General features: G+C 69.1%; 23 protein-coding genes. 14 read left to right on the top strand and 9 right to left on the bottom strand.

The features are described from left to right. The first annotated feature begins 244 nt into the window (after nucleotides 1-244). Nucleotides 245-1645 (top strand): glycosyl hydrolase family 18 protein, encoded by a 1401-nt coding sequence (locus tag ACEZDG_RS06480; RefSeq protein WP_380503656.1) that lies wholly within the window; start codon nucleotides 245-247, stop codon nucleotides 1643-1645. Between the two features lie 68 nt (nucleotides 1646-1713). Here ACEZDG_RS06480 and ACEZDG_RS06475 read toward each other — a convergent pair whose 3' ends face one another. Next, entirely contained in the window at nucleotides 1714-2535 is an 822-nt protein-coding gene (locus ACEZDG_RS06475; protein ID WP_380503653.1) for a MerR family transcriptional regulator, read from the bottom strand. Between the two features lie 145 nt (nucleotides 2536-2680). Here ACEZDG_RS06475 and ACEZDG_RS06470 point away from each other — a divergent pair, with 145 nt between their 5' ends. From ACEZDG_RS06470 to ACEZDG_RS06455, 4 genes are all read left to right on the top strand, one after another. Continuing rightward, on the top strand, nucleotides 2681-4114 hold the full coding sequence (locus ACEZDG_RS06470) for an MFS transporter (RefSeq protein WP_380503650.1): 1434 nt from the start codon (nucleotides 2681-2683) through the stop codon (nucleotides 4112-4114). Nucleotides 4115-4195: 81 nt separating this feature from the next. Then, nucleotides 4196-4606: a VOC family protein gene (locus ACEZDG_RS06465; RefSeq protein ID WP_380503647.1), complete on the top strand. Its 411-nt coding sequence runs from the start codon at nucleotides 4196-4198 to the stop codon at nucleotides 4604-4606. A gap of 42 nt (nucleotides 4607-4648) precedes the next feature. Further along, entirely contained in the window at nucleotides 4649-5131 is a 483-nt protein-coding gene (locus tag ACEZDG_RS06460; protein ID WP_380503644.1) for a helix-turn-helix transcriptional regulator, read from the top strand. Between the two features lie 5 nt (nucleotides 5132-5136). Further along, on the top strand, nucleotides 5137-5775 hold the full coding sequence (locus ACEZDG_RS06455; protein ID WP_380503641.1) for a glyoxalase: 639 nt from the start codon (nucleotides 5137-5139) through the stop codon (nucleotides 5773-5775). A gap of 36 nt (nucleotides 5776-5811) precedes the next feature. On the opposite strand, the gene ACEZDG_RS06450 is transcribed toward ACEZDG_RS06455, so the two are convergent. From ACEZDG_RS06450 to ACEZDG_RS06440, 3 genes are all read right to left on the bottom strand, one after another. Continuing rightward, a complete protein-coding gene (locus ACEZDG_RS06450; RefSeq protein ID WP_380503638.1) occupies nucleotides 5812-7035 on the bottom strand; it encodes a cytochrome P450 in 1224 nt (407 codons plus the stop codon). An 81-nt stretch (nucleotides 7036-7116) separates the two neighbouring features. After that, nucleotides 7117-7314: a ferredoxin gene (locus tag ACEZDG_RS06445; RefSeq protein ID WP_380503635.1), complete on the bottom strand. Its 198-nt coding sequence runs from the start codon at nucleotides 7312-7314 to the stop codon at nucleotides 7117-7119. 194 nt (nucleotides 7315-7508) lie between these two features. Further along, nucleotides 7509-9434, bottom strand: a complete 1926-nt coding sequence (locus ACEZDG_RS06440; RefSeq protein WP_380503632.1) for a S9 family peptidase — start codon at nucleotides 9432-9434, stop codon at nucleotides 7509-7511. A gap of 230 nt (nucleotides 9435-9664) precedes the next feature. Here ACEZDG_RS06440 and ACEZDG_RS06435 point away from each other — a divergent pair, with 230 nt between their 5' ends. The 3 genes from ACEZDG_RS06435 (at nucleotide 9665) to ACEZDG_RS06425 (ending at nucleotide 12426) form a co-directional block, all read left to right on the top strand. After that, nucleotides 9665-9928: a hypothetical protein gene (locus ACEZDG_RS06435; protein ID WP_380503629.1), complete on the top strand. Its 264-nt coding sequence runs from the start codon at nucleotides 9665-9667 to the stop codon at nucleotides 9926-9928. Between the two features lie 13 nt (nucleotides 9929-9941). Then, a complete protein-coding gene (locus ACEZDG_RS06430) occupies nucleotides 9942-10409 on the top strand; it encodes a hypothetical protein (protein ID WP_380503626.1) in 468 nt (155 codons plus the stop codon). Nucleotides 10410-10677: 268 nt separating this feature from the next. After that, nucleotides 10678-12426 (top strand): glycoside hydrolase family 27 protein, encoded by a 1749-nt coding sequence (locus ACEZDG_RS06425; protein WP_380503623.1) that lies wholly within the window; start codon nucleotides 10678-10680, stop codon nucleotides 12424-12426. 65 nt (nucleotides 12427-12491) lie between these two features. On the opposite strand, the gene ACEZDG_RS06420 is transcribed toward ACEZDG_RS06425, so the two are convergent. After that, on the bottom strand, nucleotides 12492-15131 hold the full coding sequence (locus ACEZDG_RS06420; RefSeq protein ID WP_380503620.1) for a discoidin domain-containing protein: 2640 nt from the start codon (nucleotides 15129-15131) through the stop codon (nucleotides 12492-12494). A 784-nt stretch (nucleotides 15132-15915) separates the two neighbouring features. Further along, nucleotides 15916-16329: a DoxX family protein gene (locus tag ACEZDG_RS06415; RefSeq protein WP_380503617.1), complete on the bottom strand. Its 414-nt coding sequence runs from the start codon at nucleotides 16327-16329 to the stop codon at nucleotides 15916-15918. A 299-nt stretch (nucleotides 16330-16628) separates the two neighbouring features. On the opposite strand from ACEZDG_RS06415, the gene ACEZDG_RS06410 reads away from it, so the two are divergent. From ACEZDG_RS06410 to ACEZDG_RS06390, 5 genes are all read left to right on the top strand, one after another. After that, nucleotides 16629-18200 carry an SDR family oxidoreductase gene (locus tag ACEZDG_RS06410; protein WP_380503614.1) on the top strand — a complete coding sequence of 524 codons (1572 nt, stop codon included), beginning with the start codon at nucleotides 16629-16631 and terminating at the stop codon, nucleotides 18198-18200. Nucleotides 18201-18512: 312 nt separating this feature from the next. Then, on the top strand, nucleotides 18513-19145 hold the full coding sequence (locus ACEZDG_RS06405; protein WP_380503611.1) for a hypothetical protein: 633 nt from the start codon (nucleotides 18513-18515) through the stop codon (nucleotides 19143-19145). A 37-nt stretch (nucleotides 19146-19182) separates the two neighbouring features. Next, nucleotides 19183-20040, top strand: coding sequence for an inositol monophosphatase family protein (locus ACEZDG_RS06400; protein ID WP_380503608.1), 858 nt, complete (start codon nucleotides 19183-19185; stop codon nucleotides 20038-20040). Nucleotides 20041-20072: 32 nt separating this feature from the next. After that, nucleotides 20073-20561, top strand: a complete 489-nt coding sequence (locus tag ACEZDG_RS06395; RefSeq protein WP_380503605.1) for a hypothetical protein — start codon at nucleotides 20073-20075, stop codon at nucleotides 20559-20561. A gap of 10 nt (nucleotides 20562-20571) precedes the next feature. Further along, nucleotides 20572-21312, top strand: coding sequence for a hypothetical protein (locus tag ACEZDG_RS06390; RefSeq protein WP_380503602.1), 741 nt, complete (start codon nucleotides 20572-20574; stop codon nucleotides 21310-21312). 45 nt (nucleotides 21313-21357) lie between these two features. Here the strand turns inward: ACEZDG_RS06390 and ACEZDG_RS06385 are convergent, their stop codons facing one another. Further along, complete coding sequence (locus ACEZDG_RS06385; RefSeq protein WP_380503599.1) at nucleotides 21358-21723, bottom strand: VOC family protein; 366 nt, start codon at nucleotides 21721-21723, stop codon at nucleotides 21358-21360. A 104-nt stretch (nucleotides 21724-21827) separates the two neighbouring features. On the opposite strand from ACEZDG_RS06385, the gene ACEZDG_RS06380 reads away from it, so the two are divergent. Beyond that, nucleotides 21828-22856, top strand: a complete 1029-nt coding sequence (locus ACEZDG_RS06380; RefSeq protein ID WP_380503596.1) for a YihY/virulence factor BrkB family protein — start codon at nucleotides 21828-21830, stop codon at nucleotides 22854-22856. Here ACEZDG_RS06380 and ACEZDG_RS06375 read toward each other — a convergent pair. Both ACEZDG_RS06375 and ACEZDG_RS06370 read right to left on the bottom strand, forming a co-directional pair. Continuing rightward, a complete protein-coding gene (locus ACEZDG_RS06375; RefSeq protein ID WP_380503594.1) occupies nucleotides 22833-23516 on the bottom strand; it encodes a hypothetical protein in 684 nt (227 codons plus the stop codon). The genes ACEZDG_RS06380 and ACEZDG_RS06375 overlap by 24 nt on opposite strands. A gap of 48 nt (nucleotides 23517-23564) precedes the next feature. Then, complete coding sequence (locus tag ACEZDG_RS06370) at nucleotides 23565-24113, bottom strand: hypothetical protein (protein ID WP_380503591.1); 549 nt, start codon at nucleotides 24111-24113, stop codon at nucleotides 23565-23567.

Here is a 24113-nt window from a genome sequence, read left to right as displayed (position 1 = left end):
GCCCGGTCGGCATCCCGCCGACCGGGCACGGTCCTTCCTGCATAGTTAGGAAAGTTTCCTTACGAGAACTCTTGACGACCCCTGCGCACGCTAGTTAACTCTGCCGCGAAAGGTAGATGAACGCCTCGACCCGCAGCGCGAACTCTCACTCCCTGCCGAGACGTCGAACGCAGCGACCCCACTTCAGCGCGCCGCTTTTCGCCTCGGGAGCACCCCCACTCTCGACCTCACCAGGAGGAATCCTGTGACATGGTCACGCCGCTATAAGATCCTTGCCGCCTCCACGCTGCCCGTCGCAGCGATGGCGATGGCCCTCAACGCCAGTGCCAGCGCCAGCTCACAGGCCACCAGCGCGTTCCCGGCCCACTACGCCGCGCCCTACCTGGAGCTCTCCAGCGGCACCGCGGGCGACATGGCGGCCGATATGAGCGCCACCGGGCTGAAGTACTACACGCTGGCCTTCCTGATCCCCAAGTCCGGCTGCACCCCCAAGTGGGAGGACGGCGACGGCGCGCTGAACGCCTTCACCTCGCAGGTGAACTCGCTGAAGTCGGCCGGCGGCAATGTCATCATCTCCTCCGGTGGCGAGGCGGGCGGGGAACTGGCCCAGACCTGCACCTCGGTGACCTCCCTGACCGCCGCCTACGCCAGCATCGTCAACACCTACGGCATCACCCGGCTGGACTTCGACATCGAGGGCGACACCCTCGGCGACACCGCCGCCAACACCCGCCGCAACCAGGCCCTGGCCGCGCTGCAGGCGCAGAACCCGTCGGTCCAGGTCGACTACACCCTGGCGGTGGACCCGTCCGGCCTGGAGTCCGACACGCTGAACGTGCTCAAGGACGCCAAGAGCAAGGGCGTCAACGTCAACCTGGTCAACATCATGACCATGGACTTCGGCAACGGCCAGAACGCCTACAACGACGCGATCTCGGCCGCCAAGGGCACCGCGGCGCAGCTCGCCAGCCTGTACGGCATCTCCACCTCGGCGGCCTACGCCCGGTTGGGCCTGACCCCGATCGCCGGCAAGAACGACGACAACGAGAACTTCACCCAGGCCAACGCCACCTCGCTGGAGAGCTTCGCCGCCACCAACGGCGTTCAGGAGCTGTCCTTCTGGGAGGTCGACGGCTACGACAAGGGCACTGGCTACGCCTACTCCCGGACCTTCAACAAGATCACCGGCGGCACCACCACCCCGCCGACGACCACCCCGCCGACCACGGCTCCGCCCACCACCGCGCCGCCCACGACCACCCCGCCGACCGGCGGCAATGTCTCCTACGAGGCTGAGGCGGCCACGCTGGCCGGCGGCACCACGATCACCAGCTGCGCCCACTGCAGCGGCGGCAAGAAGCTCAGCTACCTGGGCAACGGCGGCACCGCCACCTTCACCGGAGTCTCCGAACCGGCGGCCGGCAGCTACACCCTGACCATCTACTTCATGAGCGTCGGCCAGGCCCGCACCGCCACCGTCACCGCCAACGGCGTCAACCAGACCGTCAGCTTCCCCGAGACGCCGGACTACAACACCGTCGTCACTAAGACCATCACCGTCCAACTCAAGGCCGGCAGCGGCAACACCATAGAATTCTCCAACCCCTCGGCCGGTGCCCCCAACCTCGACCGCATCGTCGTCTGAGCCCCGATCGCACCAAACGTCGGCGCCGAGCCCCCCGCCCGGCGCCGACGTCGTCATGCGTCGATCGATCACGGCCGACCGGCCGCCGGGGCCAGCGGCCAGCAGATCTCGGTCTGCCACCGGGTGACGTCCGGGGTGTCCAGCGGGCCGACGAGGTACCGCTCGCGCACCGGACCTGTGCCGTCACGGCCCTGCCCGGCGGCATACATGCCGAGCGCCGCGTAGGTGCGGTCGTAGTCGGTGTGCGCGCCGGTGTGGAGCGCGACGGCGAACCGGCCGGCCGGGAGTTCCCAGCGCGCACCCGTACGGTCCAGCGCAGGGGAGTCCTTGACGGGCAGGTAGATGCGCGCGTGCCCGGCGTCCTGCGTGAACAGCTCGTCGTCGTAGAGTCCGCCCACAGGCCCGGTGGGTTCGAGCCCGGCCTCGGCGGCGATCGCTCGTAGGCCCGCGACGGTGTCCCCCCACCAGGAGGCGAGGTCCTGCCGCGACAGGTGGGCGGAGGCCGAGACCGTGGGCCCGCTTTCGAGTCCACGCTCCTCGATGGCGGTGACCGCCGGGCCGCCCTCGAGCATCCGGTGCAGTGAATCGACCGCGGCCTCGGTCTGCCGCAGTTGTCGGCGCATCCGGTCCAGATGGCCGGCCAGGAGCGCGTCGCGGGCGGACTGGTCGGGAGCGGCGAGGACGGCCTTCACGTCGGCCACCGGCAGGCCGAGCTCCCGAAACCGTCTGACCAGGTGCGCGGAGTGCGCCTGGCCCGGCCGGTAGTAGCGGTAGCCACTGTCCGGATCGATCATGGCAGGCTCGAGCAGGCCCACTTCGTGGTAGTAGCGAAGCGTTTTGACACTCAGGTGGGTGAGGCGTGCGAACGCCCCGATGGTCAACTGCTGCATAGGCGAATCCTCAGGTTTCCCGTGGGGGACGAGTCAAGCCGCGGCGGTGCGGTACCGGCACCGAGGCGCGGGTTGACTCGTCCCCCACGGGAGACCTGACGGTGGTCCACGAAACGCCCGAACCCAACCTCGTCGGAGGTCTCTCGTGGACTCTGCTGAAACCCTCCTGATCAGTCCGGTGCCCCGTGCTCCGGTCGACGTCCCGCCGGTGCGCGCCCGCGCGCTGCTGCTTGTGCTCGGGCTCGCCGGGACCGTCTTCGCGCTGATGCAGGCGCTGGTCATCCCCGCCCTGCCGCGCATCCAGACCAGCCTCGGCACCAACGCGGACGGTGCTGCCTGGATCTCCACCGCGTACCTGCTGAGCGCCTGCATCCTCACCCCGGTCATCGGCCGTCTCGGCGAGATGGTGGGCAAGCGGCGGATGATGCTGGCCAGCCTGGCCACCTTCGCGGTCGGCACCCTGGTCTGCGCGACCGCGGGCAGTCTGGGCGAGCTCGTCGCCGGGCGGGTGGTCCAGGGCACCGCGGGCGGTATCTACCCGCTGGCGTTCGCGATCATCAGGGACCGTCTGCCGCGGGAACGTGTCCCGGCGGGCATCGGCCTGATCTCGTCACTGCTCGGCATCGGTGGCGGCCTCGGCCTGGTGCTGCCGGGCCCGATCATGGCCCGGCTCTCCTACCAGTGGCTGTTCTGGCTGCCGCTCGTTGTCATCCTCGCGACCCTGGTGCTGGCCGCCCGTTACATTCCGGCCGACGGTCCCGCCGAGGCCGGGGCGGGGATTCCGTGGGGCTCCAGCCTGATGATGGCGCTCGGCCTGTCGGCGGTACTGGTCGCCGTGAGCGAGTCGGCCACCTGGCACTGGGCGGACATCAGGACGTTGGGCCTGCTGCTGCTCGGCGCGGCGGCCCTGCTGGGATGGGGCCGCGCGGAGGCCCGCAGCAGCAACCCCCTGGTGGACATGGGCCTGATGCGGCTGCGCGGGGTGTGGACGGCGAACGCGGCAGCCATGCTGATCGGCATGGGCATGTACGCCTCGTTCCTGATCATCCCAGAATTCGTCCAGTCGCCAGTGCGGCTCGGCTACGGCTTCGGCGCGTCGGTGACCGGGGCGGGCCTGTTCATGCTTCCGACCGCCGCGGTGCAGTTGCTCCTCGGCCCGGCGTCCGGCCTGCTGCACCGCAGGTTTAGCCTGCGGGCACAGTTGATCGCCGGTCAGTTGAGCTGCGCGGCGGGCTTCAGCAGCCTCGCCGTCTGGCACGCAGCCCCCTGGCAGATCTACGCGGCTACCACGGTGCTCGGAATCGGGTTCTGGCTGTGCCTGGTGGCCCTGCCCAACCAGGTCGTCTCCGCGGTACCCGCCGCCCGCACCGGATCGGCCACGGCCGTGAACACCGTCGTGCGCAATGCCGGGGGCGCGGTCGGCGGCCAACTGGCCGCCGCGATCATCGTGGGCTCCGCGCAGGCCGGCAGCACTGCCCCGGCCGCCTCGGGCTACATCGGGGCGCTGATCCTGTGCGCCGCGGCCACTTGCGCAGGCACCCTTGTCGCCTTCGCCGTCCCACGCAGGAACCCCCGTTAGCCCCGGCTGACGGCTGGCCCTGGTGCCGTCGGTCAGGAACGGAGAAGCGGCGGTGGCCGAGGCGCGGTTAGCGTGACGGCCATGGACCTCACGATTCATACCAGCGCCCTGCCGCACGACGATCCGGACGCCGCGGTGGCCTTCTACCGCGACATCCTCGGTTTCGAGGTCCGCAGTGACGTCGGGCACGGGATGATGCGCTGGATCACGGTCGGTCCCGTCGGTCAGCCCGGCACTTCCATCCTGCTGGCGCCGCCGGCCGTCGACCCGGGCGTCACCGAGGACGAGCGCCGGACCATCCTGGACATGATGGCCAAGGGCACCTATGGCTGGATCCTGCTGGCCACCCGGGACCTCGACGGCACCTTCGAGAAGCTGCAGGCGGGGGACGCCGAGGTGGTCCAGGAGCCGACCGAGCAGCCGTACGGCATCCGCGACTGCGCCTTCCGCGATCCTGCGGGCAACCTGGTACGGATCCAGGAACTTCGCTGAGTCGGAGTCGGAATCACAGTCGGAGAGAGAAGGAGTTCTCGCATGTGTCATCCCGAATGGGGGCGTGCGCTGGCCGAGGCGCAGCGTCGGAAGGACCTCGCGCGGCTGCGCCGGGTCCGTGACCGGATCGACCGGGAGTACGCGCAGCCGTTGAACGTCGAGGCGCTCGCCAGCGGCGCGCACATGTCGGCCGGGCACCTCAGCCGGCAGTTCCGGCTCGCCTACGGGGAGTCGCCGTACTCCTATTTGATGACGCGTCGGATCGAGCGCGCGATGGCGCTGCTGCGTTGCGGCGAGCTTAGTGTCACCGAGGTCTGCTTCGCGGTCGGCTGCTCCTCGCTGGGCACGTTCAGTACCCGTTTCACCGAACTGGTCGGCCTGCCGCCCAGCGCCTACCAGCGCCAGGCGGCCGCGGCCACCGCGGCGTCGGGTGCTGCCGAGGGGATGCCCTCGTGCGTGGCCAAGCAGGTGACCAGACCGGTCAGGATTCGAGAAGCGTCGGCGCCCGTGCCGCAACTAGCGTGATCGTCATGACATCCATTCAAACCCTCACCCTCGAGGTGGCCGACCCCACGGCCGCCGACCGCTTCTACACCGCCTTCGGCCTGGGCTCCCGGGTGCGCCTGCGGGCCTCGGAGGCGCCGACGACCGGCTTCCGCGGCTTCACCCTGTCGCTCACGGTGTCCCAGCCGGCCAATGTCAACAGCTTCATCGACGCCGCCCTCGACGCCGGCGCCACGCCGCTGAAGCCCGCTGCCAAGTCCTTCTGGGGCTACGGCGGCGTGGTCCAGGCCCCGGACGGGACGATCTGGAAGGTCGCCACGTCCGCGAAGAAGGACACCGGCCCGGCCGCCAAGGAGATCGACCAAGTGGTGCTGCTGCTCGGAGCCTCGGACGTGGCCGCGACCAAGCGGTTCTACCTGGACCGCGGCCTCACCGTGGCGAAGAGCTTCGGCCGCAAGTACGTCGAGTTCGACTCCGGGTCGAGCCCGGTCAAGCTGGCCCTGTACGGACGGCGCGCCGCGGCCAAGGACGTCGGCGTCCCCATGGACGGGACCGGATCGCACCGGCTGGTGATCGGCAGCGACGCCGGGCCCTTCACCGACCCGGACGGCTTCGCCTGGGAGCCCGCCGCATCGTCGACACCGACACCGGCGCCCACGTCCTGACCGGCGCCCACGCCCTGACCCGCGCCGCCGACCGTCTCACCAGGTGACGGGGAGGGCCTTCACGCCGTAGACGGCCATGTCGGGCCTGAACTCGATCTCCTCGAAGGGCACCGCCAGCCGCAGGCCGGGCAGCCGTCGCAGCAGGGTCTCCAGTGCGATCTGCAACTCCAACCGGGCCAACGGCTGGCCCAGGCACTGGTGCACCCCGAACCCGAAGGCCACGTGCCGCCTGGCGTCGCGGGCGACGTCGAGGTCGTCGGGAGTCCCGAACACCCCCTCGTCGCGGTTGGCGGTGGAGAGCAGACACACCACACCCTCGCCCGCCCGGATGGTGTGCCCGCCCAGTTCCACCGTCTCGACGGCGACCCGGGTCACCCCGGCCTGAACGACACTCAGATAGCGCAGCAACTCCTCCACCGCGCCCTTGATCAGCTGCGGCTCCGCGCGCAGCCGGGCCAGCTGGTCCGGGTTGCGCAGCAGCGCCAGGGTGGAGAGCGCCGTCATATTGGCGGTGGTCTCATGGCCCGCCACCAGCAGCAACAGGCTCATCCGGGCCACCTCCTGCCGGCTCAGCTCACCGCGGGCGACCAGGCGGCTGATGATCGCCTCGTCGGGGCTGTGCTCCTTCTCCCCGGCCAGGTGCTCCAGGTAGCCGACCAGTTCGTCACTGGCCTGGCGGGTCTGGTCGGCGGTGGAACGGCTGTCGAGCAGGACCGCGCTGCAGCGCTGGAAGAGGTCGTGGTCCTCGTACGGGACGCCCAGCAGCAGGCAGATCACCAGCGAGGGCACCGGCAGGGCGAATTCGCTGACCAGGTCGGCCGAGGTCCGGTCCGTGGTCATCCGGTCCAGGAAGTCGTCGACCACCTCCTGGACGCGCGGGCGGAGGGCCTCGACCCGCTTGACGATGAAGTCGCCGGTCAGCATCCGGCGCAGGTGGGCGTGCTCGGGGTCGTCCATGCGGATGAAGCTCGGGCTCCGCGTGGCCAACTCCCGGCGTCCGGCGCTGAGGAACGGGAAGCCGGGGTTGGTCGCGTCGGCGCTGAACCGCCGGTCGCCGAGGACCGTGCGGACGTCCTCGTGCCTGGTGACCAGCCAGGTGCGGGACCCGTCCCAGAGCGAGACCAGGCAGGTCGGCTGCTCCTTCCGGGCCTGCTCGTAGACGGGTGCGGGGTCGAACGGGCACCCGCCGCGCTCCGCCGGAAACGCGAAGGACGGGGGTGTGGCGGGTGCGGCCGGGGTGGCTGGTGTGGAAGTCGTCACGGGTGGATCTCCCTCACAGTTGGAGCCCTTGCAGGGTGGAGCCGGGTCGAACCCACCGGTGGGGTCACCGGTGGGACCGGATCATTCCTCGTGGATCGTGATCGCCCGGCCGGGGCAGATGCCGGCCGCCAGCCGGACCGAGGCCTGCCGTTGCACCGGCGGCTCGGCGTCCAGCAGCAGGACCAGCCCCTCGTCCTCGTCCTGGTCGAACACCTCGGGGACCGCTGCCACGCACTGGCCCGAGCTGCAGCAACGGTCTGTGTCTACGCTGACGCGCATGGGCACCTCCTGGACCGGGAAGACGGGTGGACGTCGACAGATGGATGGCAAAAGCAACCAAATCCACAGCCAACGTAGCTCACAAACCGTCAGAAGTTGAAGTGCCCAAGACAGACGTTCCGGAAATGGCCGGAAATGCTCCGCCTACGATCGGAGCAGCCGGGAGCGGGCCGGCCGCTCCGATCGATGGCGTCTCAGCTATCGCTCAGGCAGCGGTCGAACCAGTCGCGGGTACGGTGGAGCACGTCGATCCGGTGACCGGGCTCCACGAGCCCGTGTCCCTCACGTGGATAGACCACGAACTCGTGGTCCACCCCGAAGCGGCGCAGCGCCCGGTGGAAGAACACCGACTGTCCCAGCGGCACATTGGTGTCGTCCTCGCCGTGCACGATCAGTACGGGGGTACGGATCCTGGAGGCGTAGCTGATCGGACTGAGCTCGTCGTGCCGGTGCGGCCCGGGGCCTTCCCAGCCGTGGCTGCCGCCGAGGCCGGCTTCCAGGGCTCCCTGTTCACCGGTCGCGGCCTGCATGCCCCAGTCGCTGATCCCGGCGCCCATCAGCGCGCCCTTGAACCGGTCGGTCTGCCCGACCGCCCAGGCCGCCATGAACCCGCCGTGGCTCCAGCCGCCGATGCCCAGCCGGTCCGGATCGGCGACGCCCTCGGCCGTGAGCAGGTCGATTCCGGTGACGATGTCGGTCCACTCCTCAAGGCCGACCCGGCCCGCGACCGCCGCCGCGAAGGCGTGGCCGTGCCCCTCGCCGCCGCGCGGGTTGGGGAGGAAGACCGCGTAGCCGGCGGTCGCCAACCACTGCGCCGGGGCGAAGTAGGAGTTGTTGAACTCGTCGGCCCAGCGGTCGTAGGGGCCGCCGTGCACCAGGGTGACCAGAGGGAAGGGGCCGTCCGCGCGGGTCCGGCCGGGCGGAAGGATCAGCAGGCCGTCGAGGCCGAGGCCGTCGTCGGCCCGGTAGCAGAGCCGCTCCTGGCTGCCCCAGCTGAATCCGCGTAGTTCGGGCCTGGTGTCGCTGAGCCGGAGGAGCGGGCCCCGTGCCGGTCCGGCGTGCACATCCATCGGTACATGGGCGGTGCTCACCAGGGCTGCCACCGGGCCTGCGGTATGACTGGCCGTCAGCGAGGTGAGCCGACCTCTGCTTGTGGATACGTGCCGGAAGCTGCCGGTGTCGGCGTCGAGCCGGTGGATCGCGGTGTCGAGGCCGTCGGCGAACAGAGCCAGTGGCGCGCCGTCCGATATCTGCACCAGTTCGGTCGGGCAGGCGGTCATGCCCGCAGTCAGGTTGCGGTGTTCTCCTGCGGGGCCGATGGCTGGTATCGCGATGTCGAGGACGGCACGGCCGCCAACCGGTCCGGGCGGGGTCAGCGCCAGATAGGCCAGGTGCCAACTGTCCTTCGCTCGCCACCAGGTGGGGGAGCCCGCCTCCAGTTCGAGACGGCCGAGGCCACGGACCTCGGCGGTCGCGGGATCAACCAGGTGCAGTTCGGCGGTGAAGGCCCCCGGATCGGAATCCGGGTGGGCCCAGCTGATCACCGCCAGGGGCCCGCCGTCCGGCCGCTGGGAGACCTCGACCACGTGCCGGTCGCCGAGTCCGTCCACCACCCGTAGCTCACGTGTGCCGAGATCCAGCAGGCGGAGCCGGGCGCCCGGGCCTTGCTCCGCCCAGACGATCGGATCGCCCCGGCCGGGTGCGTCGGCCTTGTCCGGTTCGTCCTCCGGCTCGTCCTCGGCGAGCAGGACGACGGTCTTGCCGTCGGCGAGCGGCCGGTAGTCCACGATCCCGGCCTGCCAGTCGGTCAGCGCCTCCGGCACGCCCCCGTCCGTGCCGTCCGTCCGTATCCGGTTCAGTTGCCCGAGGGAGCGGAACAGCAGCGAGGCCGAGTCCGGGGCCCAGCGCGGATGCTGGCAGGGCACACCAGGGGCTGCCGCCAGGGGAGGTGACGATCCGTCACTGGGGCTCAGCCACAGCTGGCTGGATCGCCCGCCGTTCGGGCCGGGCAAGGAGACGGCGTAGGCGACGAGAGCCCCGTCCGGGGAGATCGCCGGGGGCTGGGCCATGGCGCAGTTCACGAGCAGTTCGGCATTCACCTGTGCTTCAGCGGCGGTCATCGCGCGAGTCTAGGGCAGCGGCCCATGGGTGTCAGAAGTCATTGTGTAAAAGGTAATGCAATTAATGGTGACAGTGGAAATCACCCTCTCCTCTTCCGGAAGGGAAATGCCTCCCCTAAAGTTCTGCTGCAGGCGGTGGATTTCGAATATCGCTGTCTGCTTTCCTTTCGGACCCGTCCGGGTCCGGAAACTCATGGGTACGCACCCATCGGGCGCATGGAGAGGAACGCATGAAGCACACCACCGGCACCCGTGCCGCGGCCGTGGCCGCCGCCGTACTGGCTGCCGGGCTGGCGACCGCCGGACCGGCCAACGCAGCCCAGCCCCGCCCCACCACGCACAGCGCCACCCGCATCACCGGTCAGGAGCAGCTCCACGCGAGCATTCTCGCGGCCGTCGCCACCCAGAACACGGTCTGCAGCGCGGCAGCCGGTTTCGGTGTCCACCCGATGGGCGGTTACCCGCCGCCGCCCCCGCCGGTCTTCCCCGGCTGAGGGGGCGGGGACCGTGGAGAGCACCACCGAGCAGACGGTGTCCTGGTGTCCCAGCGGCCTTGCGGACCGTCCTGAGTCCGTGGTCCTCGGCGTACGGTCCGGGGAGGACGGCAGTGTTGCCTACCTCGCCGAACCGGTGCCGGCCAAGGAGGTCATCAGCCTGGTGCCGGAAGGCATCGAGCCCCGGCGGATCCTGCGCTTCGCCTCGCACTGCGAGTCGGACTGCAGGCAGCGGGTGGGGACCGAGTGCGGGCTGGTCAACCGGATCGTCGCCCTCCCCGGTCCCCCTCGGGGGTCCGCCGTGCCGCGGTGCCACCTGCGGAGCCAGTGCATGTGGTGGAACCAGCGGGGCGTGGACGCCTGCCACCACTGCCCTGCGGTGTCCAGTCTGGTCTCGAAGGACGACGACCTGGGCAACCTGGTCGCCGACCCGTCCACCACCCAGGAGCAGCTCGAGGCCTGGATCGCCGCAGTGGGTTGAGCCCCTGCAGCCGGCCCGAGCGAACCCGCGGCAGCCCCTGCCGCGGGTTCCGTGCTGTGCCCCTGAGCTCTCGGGAAAGCAAGAAGTTCAAACAATTACCAGAGTCCTAGTGCTCATTCTGCAACATATATTGACAGCCCGTCGGCTCAGGAGTTGAGTTCCAGTCGCCTCGAACATGACACGGCGGCGCTCCCCGGATCCGGTCTGCCCTGTCGGAGGCTCCTTTCGGCACGTCCCCACCCGGGCACACCCGAGGACGGAGATACTCATGCGCGCAGGAATCCCCAGAAGGGCACGAAGGCTGGTGGCCGCGCTCAGCGCGGGCGCGGCAGCGCTGGCCATGGCGCTGCTGCCGATGCCGCAGGCCCAGGCCGAGGGCAACGGCGTCGGCCTCACCCCGGCGCTGGGCTGGAGCAGTTGGAGCTTCGTGCGGTACTCGCCGACCGCGGCCGTGATCGACGCCCAGGCCGACGCGATGAAGAGCAGCGGACTGCAGGCGGCCGGCTACCAGTACGTCAACATCGACGACTTCTACTACCAGTGCCCCGGCAGCCAGGGCCCGACGGTGGACCAGTACGGCCGCTGGGCGACCGACACCACCAAGTTCCCAGCGTCCGGCTCCACCGACGGGATCGCCGTGGTCGCGTCCCATGTGCACGCCGACGGGCTGAAGTTCGGGATCTACGTCACCCCGGGCATCTCCAAGCAGGCCGTCGCCCAGAACACCCCGATCCAGGGCACCAGTTACCACGCCGACGACATCGCGACCACCAGCAACGAGGCCAACTACAACTGCGGCGGCATGGTCGGCATCGACTACAGCAAGCCCGGCGCCCAGGCGTTCATCAACTCCTGGGCCAATGAGTTCGCCTCCTGGGGGGTGGACTACGTCAAGATCGACGGCGTCGGCACCGGTGACGTCGGCGACGTCCAGGCCTGGTCCTCCGCGCTCCAGCAGACCGGACGGCCGATCCACCTGGAACTGTCCAACAACCTCGCCATCGGCAGCGCGAGCACCTGGGCGCAGTACTCCAACGGCTGGCGCACCGGCGGGGACGTGGAGTGCTACTGCGGCAGCAACGGCAGCAGCTTCCCGCTGACGAACTGGGGCAACGTCCAGCAGCGCTTCGCCTCGGTCGCCGCCTGGCAGCCCTACGGGGGTCCGGGGGCGTTCAACGACTACGACTCGATCGAGGTCGGCAACGGCTCCAACGACGGGCTGACCGCGCCGGAACGGCAGTCGCAGCTCAGCCTCTGGGCGATGGGGGCCTCCCCGCTGATCCTCGGCACCGACCTGACCCACCTGGACTCCACCGACCTCGGCTACCTCAAGAACAAGGCGGTGCAGGCCGTGGACCAGGACGCCATCGACGCGTCCCGGATCGTCAGCAACGGCAACCAGCAGGTGTTCAGCAAGGCCGAACCGGACGGCAGCGTGATCATCGGCCTGTTCAACTACTCGGGCAGCGCCAGCCAGACCGTCAGCGTCAACCTGGCCGCGGCCGGCATCACCGGCTCACCCACGGCCACCGACCTGTGGACCGGCTCCTCGATCGGCACGATCAGCGGCACCTACAGCGTCAACCTCGGCCCCGGGGCGGTCCAACTGCTGCGCACCCCGCCCGGCACCGACAGCGCCGCCGAGTACGTCAGCGCCGCGTCCGGGCGCTGCCTGGACGACCCCAACTCCAACGCCACGCCGGGCACGCTCCAGGAGATCTGGGACTGCCACCACGGCGCCAACCAGGAGTGGACCTACTCGGGCGGCACCTTGCGGGAACTGGGCCTGTGCCTGGACGCCTTCAACCAGGGCACCACGTCCGGGACCAATGTCGACCTGTACACCTGCAACGGCCAGGCCAACCAGCAGTGGACGGTCAACAGCGACGGCACCATCACCGGTGTGCAGTCGGGCCTGTGCCTCGACGTCAAGGGCGGCGGTGCCAGCGCCAACGGCACCGGGGTGGAACTCTGGACCTGCAACGGCGGCAGCAACCAGAAGTGGACGAAGGCCTAGCGTCCTTGAGTAACAGCGGTGGGGCCGGGAATCCGATTCCCGGCCCCACCCGTGTGCGGGATCAATCAGCTACTGAAGGCTTGCACCTCCCAGAGGGAGTAGCCGTACTGGGTGGCGCGTGCGGTGCCGTTGATGCGGAGGTAGCGGCCGGTGCCGGTGACGTTGAGGGTTTGGGTGCCGCCGGTTCCGGTGGTGGTGCTGTAGACGGTGTTCCAGGTGGTGGCGTCGTTGGAGGTCTGGATCTGGAAGGCGGTGGCGTAGGCGGTCTCCCAGTTGAGGACGACTTTGCAGATGTTCTGGCTGGTGCCGAGGTCGATCTGGAGCCACTGGGGGTCGGAGAAAGCGCTGGACCAGCGGGTTCCGGTGTTGCCGTCCACCGCGTCCTGGGCCGGGGTGCCGACGTTCTCCTGCGAGGACGCGGTCGCCGTCTTGTTGAGCGCGATATTGGTGGTCCCGCATCCGCCACTGCCGGCGGCCACGACCCAGCTGAAGGTGGTGGATCCGACCGCCCCGGTGGTGTCGGTGGCGGTCACGGTGACATTGGAGGTGCCTGCGGTGGTGGGGGTTCCCGAGATCAGCCCGGAGGTGGCGTTGATCGAGAGCCCGGCCGGGAGACCACTGGCCGCGTAGGTCAGGGTCTGGCCTGACGCGGAGTCACTTGCGTGCACCTGCAGGCTCGTCGCCGTACCGACGGTGGCGCTCTGACTGCCCGGGCCGGTCACCGTCACCGTGTTGCCGGTGCCGGTCGTTCCCGCGAAGGCTTGCACCTCCCAGAGGGAGTAGCCGTACTGGGTGGCGCGTGCGGTGCCGTTGATGCGGAGGTAGCGGCCGGTGCCGGTGACGTTGAGGGTCTGGGTGCCGCCGGTTCCGGTGGTGGTGCTGTAGATGGTGTTCCAGGTGGTGGCGTCGTTGGAGGTCTGGATCTGGAAGGCGGTGGCGTAGGCGGTCTCCCAGTTGAGGACGACCTTGCAGATGTTCTGGCTGGTGCCGAGGTCGATCTGGAGCCACTGGGGGTCGGAGAAGGCGCTGGACCAGCGGGTTCCGGTGTTGCCGTCAACTGCGTCCTGGGCCGGTGTGCCGGCGTTCTCCTGGGAGGACGCGGTCGCCGTCTTGTTGAGCGCGATATTGGTGGTGCCACAGCCGCCGCCACCACCGGTCGGTGCTACGACCCAGCTGAAGGTGGTGGATCCGACCGCCCCGGTGGTGTCGGTGGCGGTCACGGTGACATTGGAGGTGCCTGCGGTGGTGGGGGTGCCGGAGATGAGACCCGACGAGGCGTTGATCGACAGTCCGGCCGGGAGACCACTCGCCGCGTAGCTGAGGGTCTGGCCTGACGCGGAGTCACTTGCGTGCACCTGAAGGCTGGTTGCGGTACCCACGGTGGCGCTCTGACTGCCGGGGCCGGTCACCGTCACCGTGTTGCCGGTGCCTCCGCCGCTGGGCAGGGTCCACTGCTGCTGGGCGGAGTCGGTGCAGGTCTCGATGTCGAGCCGGGAAGCGGTGTTGCCCCCTGGATCGGTCAGGCACAGTCCTGAACTCGGGTTCAGCAGCTCACCGTTGGCCTGATGCGTCCAGCCCTGTGCGGCGGTGCCGTTGCAGGGATACCAGTCGACGTTGGTACCGCTGGTCGTCCCCGCGCTCACCACGTCCAGGCAACCACCTTGGACCCGCACCGTGTTGTCGGTGTAGGGCGACCACTGCTGGCCCGCGCTGCCGTTGCAGGCGCTGACGCCGATCGGGTTGCCCTCGGTGTTCAGCGAGTTCTGGTTGGCCAGGCAGAGGCCGTTGATCCCCTTGACCGTCCCGGTTGCGGTGGCGGTCCCGGTGGGAGTGGAGTTGCCGCCCTGCTCGTACACGGCCACATAGCCCACGCTCATGGCGCCGCCGGAGGACGTCGCCGCCGTGGGTGTCGGCGAACCGTAGATGCCGTCCGGGTAGTTGCCCCCGATCGCCAGGTCCCAGATGATGAAGAAGCCGTGGTCGATGGCCTGCTGCCAGGCCGCCGTGCCCACCGAGGCCTCGGTGATGGTGCTCTCGACCGTGCCGTCCATCAGGAACTGCAGGGTCTCCGCGCTGGTGTTGGTCCGGTCGATGATGACCGAGTAGGTGTGGTAGCCGGTCTGACAGGTGGACCCTGCGCCGGGGCAGGCGATCAACGGGTGTCCGGGGCTGTTCGCCGAGTCGTGGAGGGTCTGGGACGCCTGGTTGAGGGCGTTGACGTCCTCCATCATGTCGATCTCCCCGGACTGGGGCCAGCCGCCGCCCGCCCGCATCGGGGATCCGAGTGCCCAGAACGCCGGCCAGTACCCGAGGCCGTTGGCCGGGTTCGGCTGCTGGATCGAGGCGGTCATCTCCAGCTTGCCGCCGGCCGGGGCCTGGAAGTCCTCCCGGGTGCTCTCCAGCCGCGCCGACGTCCAGGTGCCGCCGTTGTTGATGGCCTTCAGGACCAGGTGGCCGTTGCCGTCCAGGTAGGAGTTGGCGGTCGAGTTGGTGGTCTGCTCATGCTCTCCGGTGCCGTAGCCGGTGCCGATGTCGTAGAACCAGTTCGCGGCGGACGGCGCGGAGCCCGCGGCCCCTGCGAAGTCGTCGCCGAACACGGTGGTCCAGCCTGCGGGCGCCGGTGGAACCGTGTCCGCCTGCGCGGCGGGGGCGGCGACCATGGTCGCGGTCACGGTGCCGGTGAGGCATGCGGCGAGGAGTGCCACGGTGGCCAGTAGCGAGCGGCCCTTCCGGGACGCGGGGGACAGCAGCTTCGGAGGTTCGGATGGACGGCCGGCTCTGCGGCCGATGCGCGGTATGACGAACACGTTGCCTTCCCTTCAGCGCGGCTCGCGCCTTCACGGTTCCAGCAGCGGGCATGGCACAGCCGTGGCCGGGTGATGCCACAACAGGGGTGCCCACAAGTCCGGTTGGCGTCATTCGTGCGGAAGAGAGCGCTCTCTAGCCACTCGATTTCTACGGCTCGCGCACATGACTGTCAAGGTTCGCGTCCAAGGTCGCCGAATCCCCAACTCCCACTTACCAGGGCAGCGGCAACTGCGGGCACCGCTGTCAGGGGCGGGGCGGGGCGGGGCGGGGCGGGGCGGGGCCGGGCCGGGCGGAGGTCGGGGCGGCGGCTGGGGCGGTGACTGAGGCTGGGGCGGTGGCTGGGGCAGCGGCGGTGGCAGCGGCGACCTTCCCGGGCGACTGTTTTTCGGGAGGTTGACTTCTGTCGTGGCTGAGTCACGATGATGGAATCGGCGGTGCGCGGAGCTCCGCCGAGGGCGTGGCCCTGGTACCGGGGCTGTGTCCGAAGGAATCAGGGCGTTCTCTGCCCACTCCGTAGGGTGCTGGACAGTCGCGCGAGGACCGGCATCCGTATCGGTGGCCAGTGCGTGCGGGGTTCGCCCCGCCGGGGCCTTCGCACGGTGTACTGGTGACCCTGGTCCTGGGGGTGGGGCCCGCCCTCAGGACCGGTGACTGCTCGCGCGCGCCCCGAGCGGGACGGGGTCAGCGGCGGTGGTACCGGGCGATCACGGCCAGCGGCACCATCAGGATCAACGGCGTCGCGGCGTTGGCGCCGTGGAACACCACCAGCTGGGTGGCGAACGCACCCGCCAGCAGGGCGATCAGGCACAGCGCGGCGGTCCTGGCCAACGGCCGCAGCAGCAGACCCACGGCCCCGGCCAGCTCCAGTGAACCGACCAGGTACATGAACCAGTGGCCGATACCGATGCTGTCGAACGAGGACACCGCAGGGCCCATCGCGAGCAGCTTGGGCAGGGCGCTGGCCCCGGCGAAGAACAGCGCCAGCAGGATGCGCAGGCACCACACCGCGACGGTCGAACGCCGCCGCGTCGTGGCGTTGGCCAAGGTGATCGTGGTTGACGTGGCTGACGTGACGGGGATCTGAGTCTGGGTCATGTGGGCGCTCCCTGGTGGGCGTTGATGGCTTCTTGGATAGGACGGTCGAGGCCGCCGGAACTCATCGCTGCGAGGGGTCAGGCGCGGTCGGACAGCCGCAGGTCCAGCTCGGCGGACTCCGTGCCGCTGCTGCGCTGCCTGATTCGAATCGTCGGAGCCCCCCCCGCTGCGACTCGCCGAGCGGTTCGATGGGGCAGAGATATTGCCGAAAGGGGGATGAAGATACTCAAACAGGAGAGATCTCATACTGGGGCCGCGCGACGAGCTGCCGGTGGACCCTCGATGCAAGGAGCCCGGTCGTGACGGTAAGCCCCCCGGCGAACGAGTTGGACCTGGCGGGTCTGGCCGGCCTGCGCTGCGTGGTCACCGGCAGTACGGGCTACCTGGGCGGCCGCCTGGTCCCGGCCCTGCTGGCCGCCGGTGCGACCGTACGCTGTCCGGTCCGCGACCCGCTGCGGCTCAGGGACCAGCCCTGGGCCGGGCAGGTCGAGGTGGTGCGGGCGGACGTCACCCGTCCGGAGACCCTGGACGGGGTGTTCGAGGGGATCGACGTCGCCTACTACCTGGTGCACGCGCTGGGGACGGGCGGCTCGTTCGAACGAGTCGACGCCCGGGCGGCGGAGGCCTTCGGCGCGGCTGCGGCGGCGGCCGGGGTACGACGCATCGTCTACCTGGGCGCACTGATCCCCTCCGACGTCGCCGAACGCGACCTGTCCCCGCACCTGCGTTCACGGGCGGAGGTCGGACGGATCCTCAGGGCCTCGGGCGTGCCGACGGCGGAACTGCGGGCGGCGGTGGTCCTCGGGTCCGGTTCGGCGTCGTTCGAGATGCTGCGCTACCTCACCGAGCGCCTCCCGGTCATGGTCACCCCCAGCTGGGTCGGAACCAGGATCCAGCCGATCGCGGTACGGGACGTGCTGCGTTACCTGGCCGCCGCCGCTCTGCTGCCGCCCGAGGTCAACCGGGCCTTCGACATCGGGGGACCGGAGGTGCTGACCTACCGTGAGATGATGCTGCGCTACTCGGCCGTGGCCCGGCTGCCGCGCCGGATCATCGTCCCGGTGCCGGTGCTGACACCGGCGCTTTCAAGCCACTGGGTGGGACTGGTGACGCCGGTCCCGAGCTCCATCGCGCGCCCCCTGGTGGAGTCGCTGCGGCACGAGGTGGTCTGCGCGGAGCACGACATCGCCGTCCATGTACCGGACCCGGCGGCCGGGCTGGTCAACTTCGACGACGCGGTGGCGCTCGCGCTCAAGCGCATCCGCCGGGCGGAGGTCGAGACCCGATGGTCCTCCGCGTCCCTGCGCGGGGCGCCGAGCGACCCGCTGCCCAGCGATCCGCAGTGGTCGGGCGGCAGCCTCTACCAGGACGACCGGGAACGCGCGGTCGACGCCAGTCCGCAGGCGGTGTGGGACGTGATTGAGGGCATCGGCGGGGAGAACGGCTGGTACTCCTTCCCACTGGCGTGGGCCCTGCGCGGCTGGCTGGACCGCCTGGTCGGCGGGGTCGGCCTGCGCCGCGGCAGGCGCGACGGCCAGCGGCTGCGGGTGGGCGACGCCCTCGACTTCTGGCGTGTCGAGGAGATCACCACGGGGCGGCTGCTCCGGTTGCGCGCCGAGATGCGCCTGCCGGGGCTGGCGTGGCTGGAACTCACCGTCAGTCAGAACCAGCAGGGGGAGACGGTTTACGGCCAACGCGCCCTGTTCCACCCGCACGGGCTGGCCGGGCACCTGTACTGGTGGAGCGTCGCCCCGTTCCACTCCGTCGTCTTCGGCGGCATGGCCCGCAACATCACCGAATCCGCCCGCCACCCGGGCGAGGGCGGAAAGGGGGGCGGAGGCCGGCGCCGGTGGAGGCGCGCCGCGACCTGACCGCGCCGAAGCCCGGGTGGGGTTCCGGGGTTCTGCCGGCCCGTCAGAGGGTATCGTTCCCGGAACTCCGGAAGGCGGGAGCAACGGGCCGGAGTTGTTTCAATCGACTCTGGGGGCGACGGTACATGGATCAGATGCTCGACAGTAGAGCGAAGCGGCTGTTCTTACAGTTCGCACGGAACGTCGACGCACTGGTTCCACTGCTGCTGGGTGTCGCAGTGAGCGTTCTCAGTCTGTTGGATCTCGCCTCGCCCAAGGCTGTTGACAATTCGATCCTGATTGCTCTGGCTGTGCTTTCATTCGCATTGCTCCGTGAGCGATGGAGCAATGATGCCTCCGATCGAACCCTCGAAGAACTCCGGGACAAGCTTCCACTCATCTCCGAACTCGACCAACTGTGAACGTCGGGCCCTGGCGGTCTGGCTGGAGATCATCGACCCGACCGACGAAGCCCTCTGCGAACAGTACGCACGGTATCGCTCGTCCCTGTCGAAGGAACCCGACGGCACTGGCGAGACCTGGACCTCGGACAGAACGCGCAAGGAGTCCTTCGCTACCGTCCTGGCTGCGTGCTGGCACAAGCAGAACTTCCAGCTGCTCGATATCCGACTCGGCCTTTCGGGCACGATGTCCACCTTTCGGTACGACCTGTCAGCCAGTCAGGTGATCATCACTCAGGACGACTCCCAGTTCCCGGCGGTCCTCATATCAAGTGCGAGTTCCCTCTATGACGGCTATGCGACAGAACTGCGTATGAGCCTCGCCCAGGCACGCCCGGTCCCCCTTGAAGCAGTGGGCGCCCTCCAGTTGAGTCCGGTACCCACCGAACTGGAGGCGAGGGATCTCTTCGAGGCAATCGGCATACCGCTGCCGAGGGGATACGGCAGCGCAGACGTCGAACAGATCGTCAGCAAGGCCGTGAATGCCAAGAATCCATACGGGTGATACAGCACCAGTCTTGATGAGCAGGAAGAGACCTTCCATGGACACGCGTCTCGCGCATGAGCACGAATTCTCAGTCAGGACAGCGGAGGCTGCCGGAGACCTGGTTCGGGCCGCACTCACACGCAGAATCGAAGTCCGGGAAAAGGGCGGCCACGGAGACGTCGTCACAAGCTTGGACCTGGCGTCCGAGAGATTGATCATCGACAGCATCACCAGGGAGTTCCCCGGCAGCCTCATCATCTCGGAGGAAGCCGGCCGTATCGCCGGGGACGCCACCTGGACCTGGCTCATCGATCCGATCGACGGGACCAACAATCTGGTTCTCGACCTGCGAGTGATCTCCGTGGGGATCACGCTCTGCCACAACGGGGTTCCCGTGGTGAGCGTGGTCCATGACCCCGTCTCCGGAAGAACCTCGTCAGCCGTGCTGGGGCAGGGGGCATGGGGAACGAGCGACCCGACACGCGTGCCCGGTCCGGCCAGGCGCAAGCCCCTGCTGGCCTGGATCCAGGGTTACGGGGTGGACAACTGCGATGTGGGCGCGCGCGCACTGAAGGCCACTCTTGCTCACAACGCACACCGGCTGCTCGAGCTGTGGGCACCGCTGACCTGCTGGACCATGCTTGCCCGCGGAGACATCGACGGCATCGTCGGGTATCGGATCGGGGAGATCGACCTGCACGCCGGCGCGCTGATCGCCACCGAGTCCGGGCTGAGCGTGAACGAATTCACGGGTGTCCCCTTCGTCTCCCGGCTCCGCGGAGGCAACGAGGACCAGTGCATCCTGGCCGGCACTCCGAAGATCGTCGCCGGATTGCAGCGTGCTCTGACCTTCGCCGCGCAACTCGAGGACGACCTGGCGACGCTGCCCGTTCTCAAGATGTTCGACATCTAGGGACCATCAGGATCAAACCGTTTGGGGGCGCCATGGTCATCGAGATCGAGCGGAAGTTCCTCCTGCGCACGTTCCCTCCCCAGGCCGCGCTGGTCTCGCTCGGCGTCGAGGCCCTGGAGATCGAGCAGTGCTACCTGAAGGTCGCCGCCGGGGTCGAGGAGCGCATACGTGCCACCTCCTCCGTGTCGGGAACCGAATATGTGCACACCTTCCTCACAGCACGGCGCGCCGGAGTGCGTGAGATTCAGGAGCGGAGTATCACCAGGGCCGAGTACGAAGGCCTCCGGAAATCTGCAGACCAAGCCCGGAACCCGGTACTGAAGAGGCGGTGGAAGTTCCCGTTCGAGGGACACCTCCTGGAGTTGGACGACATTCGTGCACCGCGCAGCCGGGCCTGTCTGCTCCTTGAGGTGCAGATCGCCGACGAGCATGAGGAAGTCATCCTTCCGGCCTTTCTTGACCTGGAAAGAGAGGTTACCGGGGAGCGCGACTACTCGAACGCGGATATTTCTCAGGGATAGGCAGCCGCTCTTGAGCATCGAATTGCAGGGAGTAATGTCGGTAGCGGAAATCCAAGAAGGCTTGTCCGAGTACGTCGACGAATACACCTCGGGTGACCGCCAAGCGCTTGCCGGCGGCCTGGGTTTCCTGACCTCACAGGCCAATCTCAAAGTGCTGCTCGGCGGTGTCCTTGAGGACCCGGTCCTACTCCGAAGGGTCGTCGGCCAATCCGTCTGGCATCCGAACGGATTCGCCAAGATAGTTCTCCTCTCCCAGCACAACTACCGATTGCGCTTACACTTCTGGAACAGGCCGCCGGGCTGGCCGGTGGCGCTCCAGGAGAACATCCACAATCATCGCTGGGACTTCTGCACGGTCATCCTCGCCGGAAGGTACCGGCACCAGGAGTTCCGGGCCTCGGCCGGAGGCGTGAAATTCTTCTCCTACCAGTACCGCAAGGATTCGATCGACCCGGGATCATACCTCCTGGTGCCCACGGGGACGGGTGCGTTGGAATGCGCCTTCGATGCGCTGCTTCCGTCAGGCACGCGATACACGATGTCGAGCGAGGTCCTGCACCGGGTCATCCGCGACTCGTGTGCCCCGGCGGTGAGTCTGGTCCTTGAGGGGCCGCACCAGGATCGAGAGGTCCAGGTCTTCTCCAGGGACAGCCTGATCCTCGATGCGGGACCGTCCCGATTCGGTCGCATATCCTCGGGATCCGTGGTCGGCTGCATACGGGAGACGCTGCATCTCCACTCTTCGGAGTGAACCGCGGTCCGGCCGTTGCTCGGGTTGGACCAAGCAGGCCGGCGCTCACGGCCGGTCGGATACGGGTTGCCAGAGTTCGATGCGGTTGCCCTCGGGGTCGGTGACCCAGCCGAAGTGGCCGATGCCGTCCATGGACTGGGTCTCCTCGGCCACGTTCGCGCCCTTGGCGCGGAGTTGGGTGAGCATCGCGTCCAGGTCGCGGACGCGGAAGTTGAGCATGGTCTGCTGGGCGCGGGAGGCGAAGTAGTCGGTCTCGGACTCGAACGTCGCGAAGACCGTCGGCCCGGCCTCCGGGCTCCACAGGCCGTTCTCGTCGGCGTCGAGGCCCAGGCAGTCGCGGTACCAGGCGCCCAGGGCCGCCGGGTCCGCGGCCCGCATGAAGTATCCACCGATTCCAAGCACACGTTCCATGCCGCCATCCTGCCAGGGCGGCGATCGGGTGGCCCGGCGCCACACCAGCGCCCGTTTCGACGCGCGGCAGGATTCGGGGGACACATCGGGGTTAGTCGTGCTGTATGGCACCTGTAGGCAGTGAGCGCAGCGGCAGCGAGACCGTCCCGGAGGAGCTCAAGGAGGTGCCGGCGCGTTCGTGGTGGCTGGTGCTGCGGCGGACGGGCAGTCAGTTCGTCGCCGACGAGCTGACGGACCGGGCGGCGGCGCTGACGTACTACGCGGTGCTGGCGATCTTCCCGGCGCTGCTGGTGCTGGTCGCCCTGCTGGGGGTGACCGGGGCCTCGACCAGCAACCGGATCCTGGAGAACCTGCAGCAGCTGACCCCCGGCTCGGCGCGCGACATCCTGCACACCGCCGTCACCCAGCTCCAGGCCAGCCGGGGCACCGGCGGCATCCTGGCGATCGTGGGGCTGCTGGGCGCGCTGTGGTCCTCCTCGGGCTACATCGCCGGCTTCATCCGGGCCGCGAACAACGTCTACGACATCCGCGAGGGCCGTCCGCTGTGGAAGACCCTGCCGCTGCGTCTGGGCCTGACCGTGCTGATGATGATCCTGCTGGCGGCCAGTGCCGCGATCGTCGTCTTCACCGGACCGCTCGCCGACCAGGCAGGACACCTGCTGGGTGTCGGCAGCAGCGGCCTGACGGTCTGGGCCATCATCAAGTGGCCGGTTCTGGTGGTGCTGGCGATCCTCTACTGGGCCGCCCCCAATGTGCACGTCCCGCGCTTCCGCTGGCTGTCGCCCGGCAGCATGCTCGCGGTGCTGATCTGGCTGCTGGCCTCCGGCGGCTTCGCCCTGTATGTGGCGAACTTCAGCAACTACAACCGCACCTACGGCACCCTGGCCGGGGTGATCGTCTTCCTGGTCTGGTTGTGGATCTCCAACCTGGCCATCCTGCTGGGCCTGGAGTTCGACGCCGAGCTCGCCCGCGAACGCGCCATCGAGGGCGGCCTGCCCGTGGACGAGGAGCCCTACGTCGAACCCCGCGACACCCGCACCTGGCCCGCGTCCATGCTCCGGGCCGTCAAGCAGCGCGGTCGTAGCCGCGAGGACTCGAGCGCAGGGGACTCAGGAGAAGGTGTCGATGGATGAGATCCTCCAGGCTCCGCCCTGGTAGACCGCGTCCACGGCGAGCATCGCGGCGCCGTAGGTGGACTGGGCCGAGGCGGTGGTGCTGGTGTTCCGCTGGTCGGCGAACAGCAGCAGTCGGGCGCGGTCGCCGCTGAGCGACTCGACGCCGCTCCGGGTGACGGTCGTGGTCAGCACCAGCTTCTGGGCCGGGGCCTGCTGCCGCACGCCCGCGAGCAGCTTGGCGTACTGCTGGACGGCGTCGCCGACGACCAGCTTGCGGGCGGCGTTGTCGGTGGCGGACGGGTCGGCGTAGTTGTACGAGAAGAGGGTGTTCACCGCCGTGGTGATCTGCCCCTTCACCTCGCTGGTGCGGGCGCTGTCGGCGAGCGCGGTGTTCTGCCGGGCGGGGGCGGACGCCAGGTCGTCGGCGCGGGTCCCGGCCCAGGCGCTGAAGCCGCCGAGCAGCAGCACCAGCACGGCACACAGCAGCGGCAGGCCGACCCGTGGCAGACGGGGCAGCCGCAGGTGGTGGGTGCGTGCGGCCGGTGCCTCCGCTGCCTCGTCAGTCAGGTCCGGAACGGTCGGCCGGGGGCGTTCGGCCAGTGCCGCGGACGTGGCCCGGCGGGGGGCGGCAGCGGCCAGCCGCCGCTGGCGGTTGACCAGATGGCGGGTGGTGGACATCGGGTTCCTCTCACAGATCGCGGTACGGGACGGTCGGATCAGGGACAGTCAGGAGCCTTCCGCGGCCTGGCCGAGCGCGCTGAGCTTCCAGCCCGCAGCCGTCCGGGTGAGGTCGGCCACCATCCGGCTGTCCTTGGTCGAGGGCGCGGCCTTGGGCGCGGTGACCGTGATCCGGACGGCGACCATGATGCTGGCCTTGCCCGCCTTCCCGTCCAACTCGGTGACCGCGCCGGAGAGGATCTTCGCGGTGGTCACCGTCTGCGCCGACTTCACCTGCTGCTCGAACTGGGCCCGGCCCTGGGTGAACTGACTGTGCAGATCACCGGTGGTGGAGCTCTGCCAGACGTCGAGGCCCTGGTCGACGCTGCGGTAGTCCAGGGTGTTGAGGTTCTGCACGGCCTGTTCGCCGTCCGCGAGCACCTGGTCCCGCGACTGCCCGGTCGCGGCCGTGCTGTCGTGCGCCGCGGCGTACCAGGACCAGCCGGTCCAAGCGGCGAAGCCGGCCGCGAGCAGGGTCAGCGCGAGCGCGGCGGTGAGCAGCGGGCGCCTGCCGGGGCCGACGCCGTTGCGCCGGCCGGTCCTGCGTTTCAGTAGCAC

This window comes from Streptacidiphilus alkalitolerans (assembly GCF_042511045.1).
In the GTDB taxonomy this organism is placed as follows: domain Bacteria; phylum Actinomycetota; class Actinomycetes; order Streptomycetales; family Streptomycetaceae; genus Streptacidiphilus; species Streptacidiphilus alkalitolerans.
The sequence above is the reverse complement of the archived record's forward strand: the minus strand, read 5'-3'. Positions and strand labels throughout refer to the sequence as shown.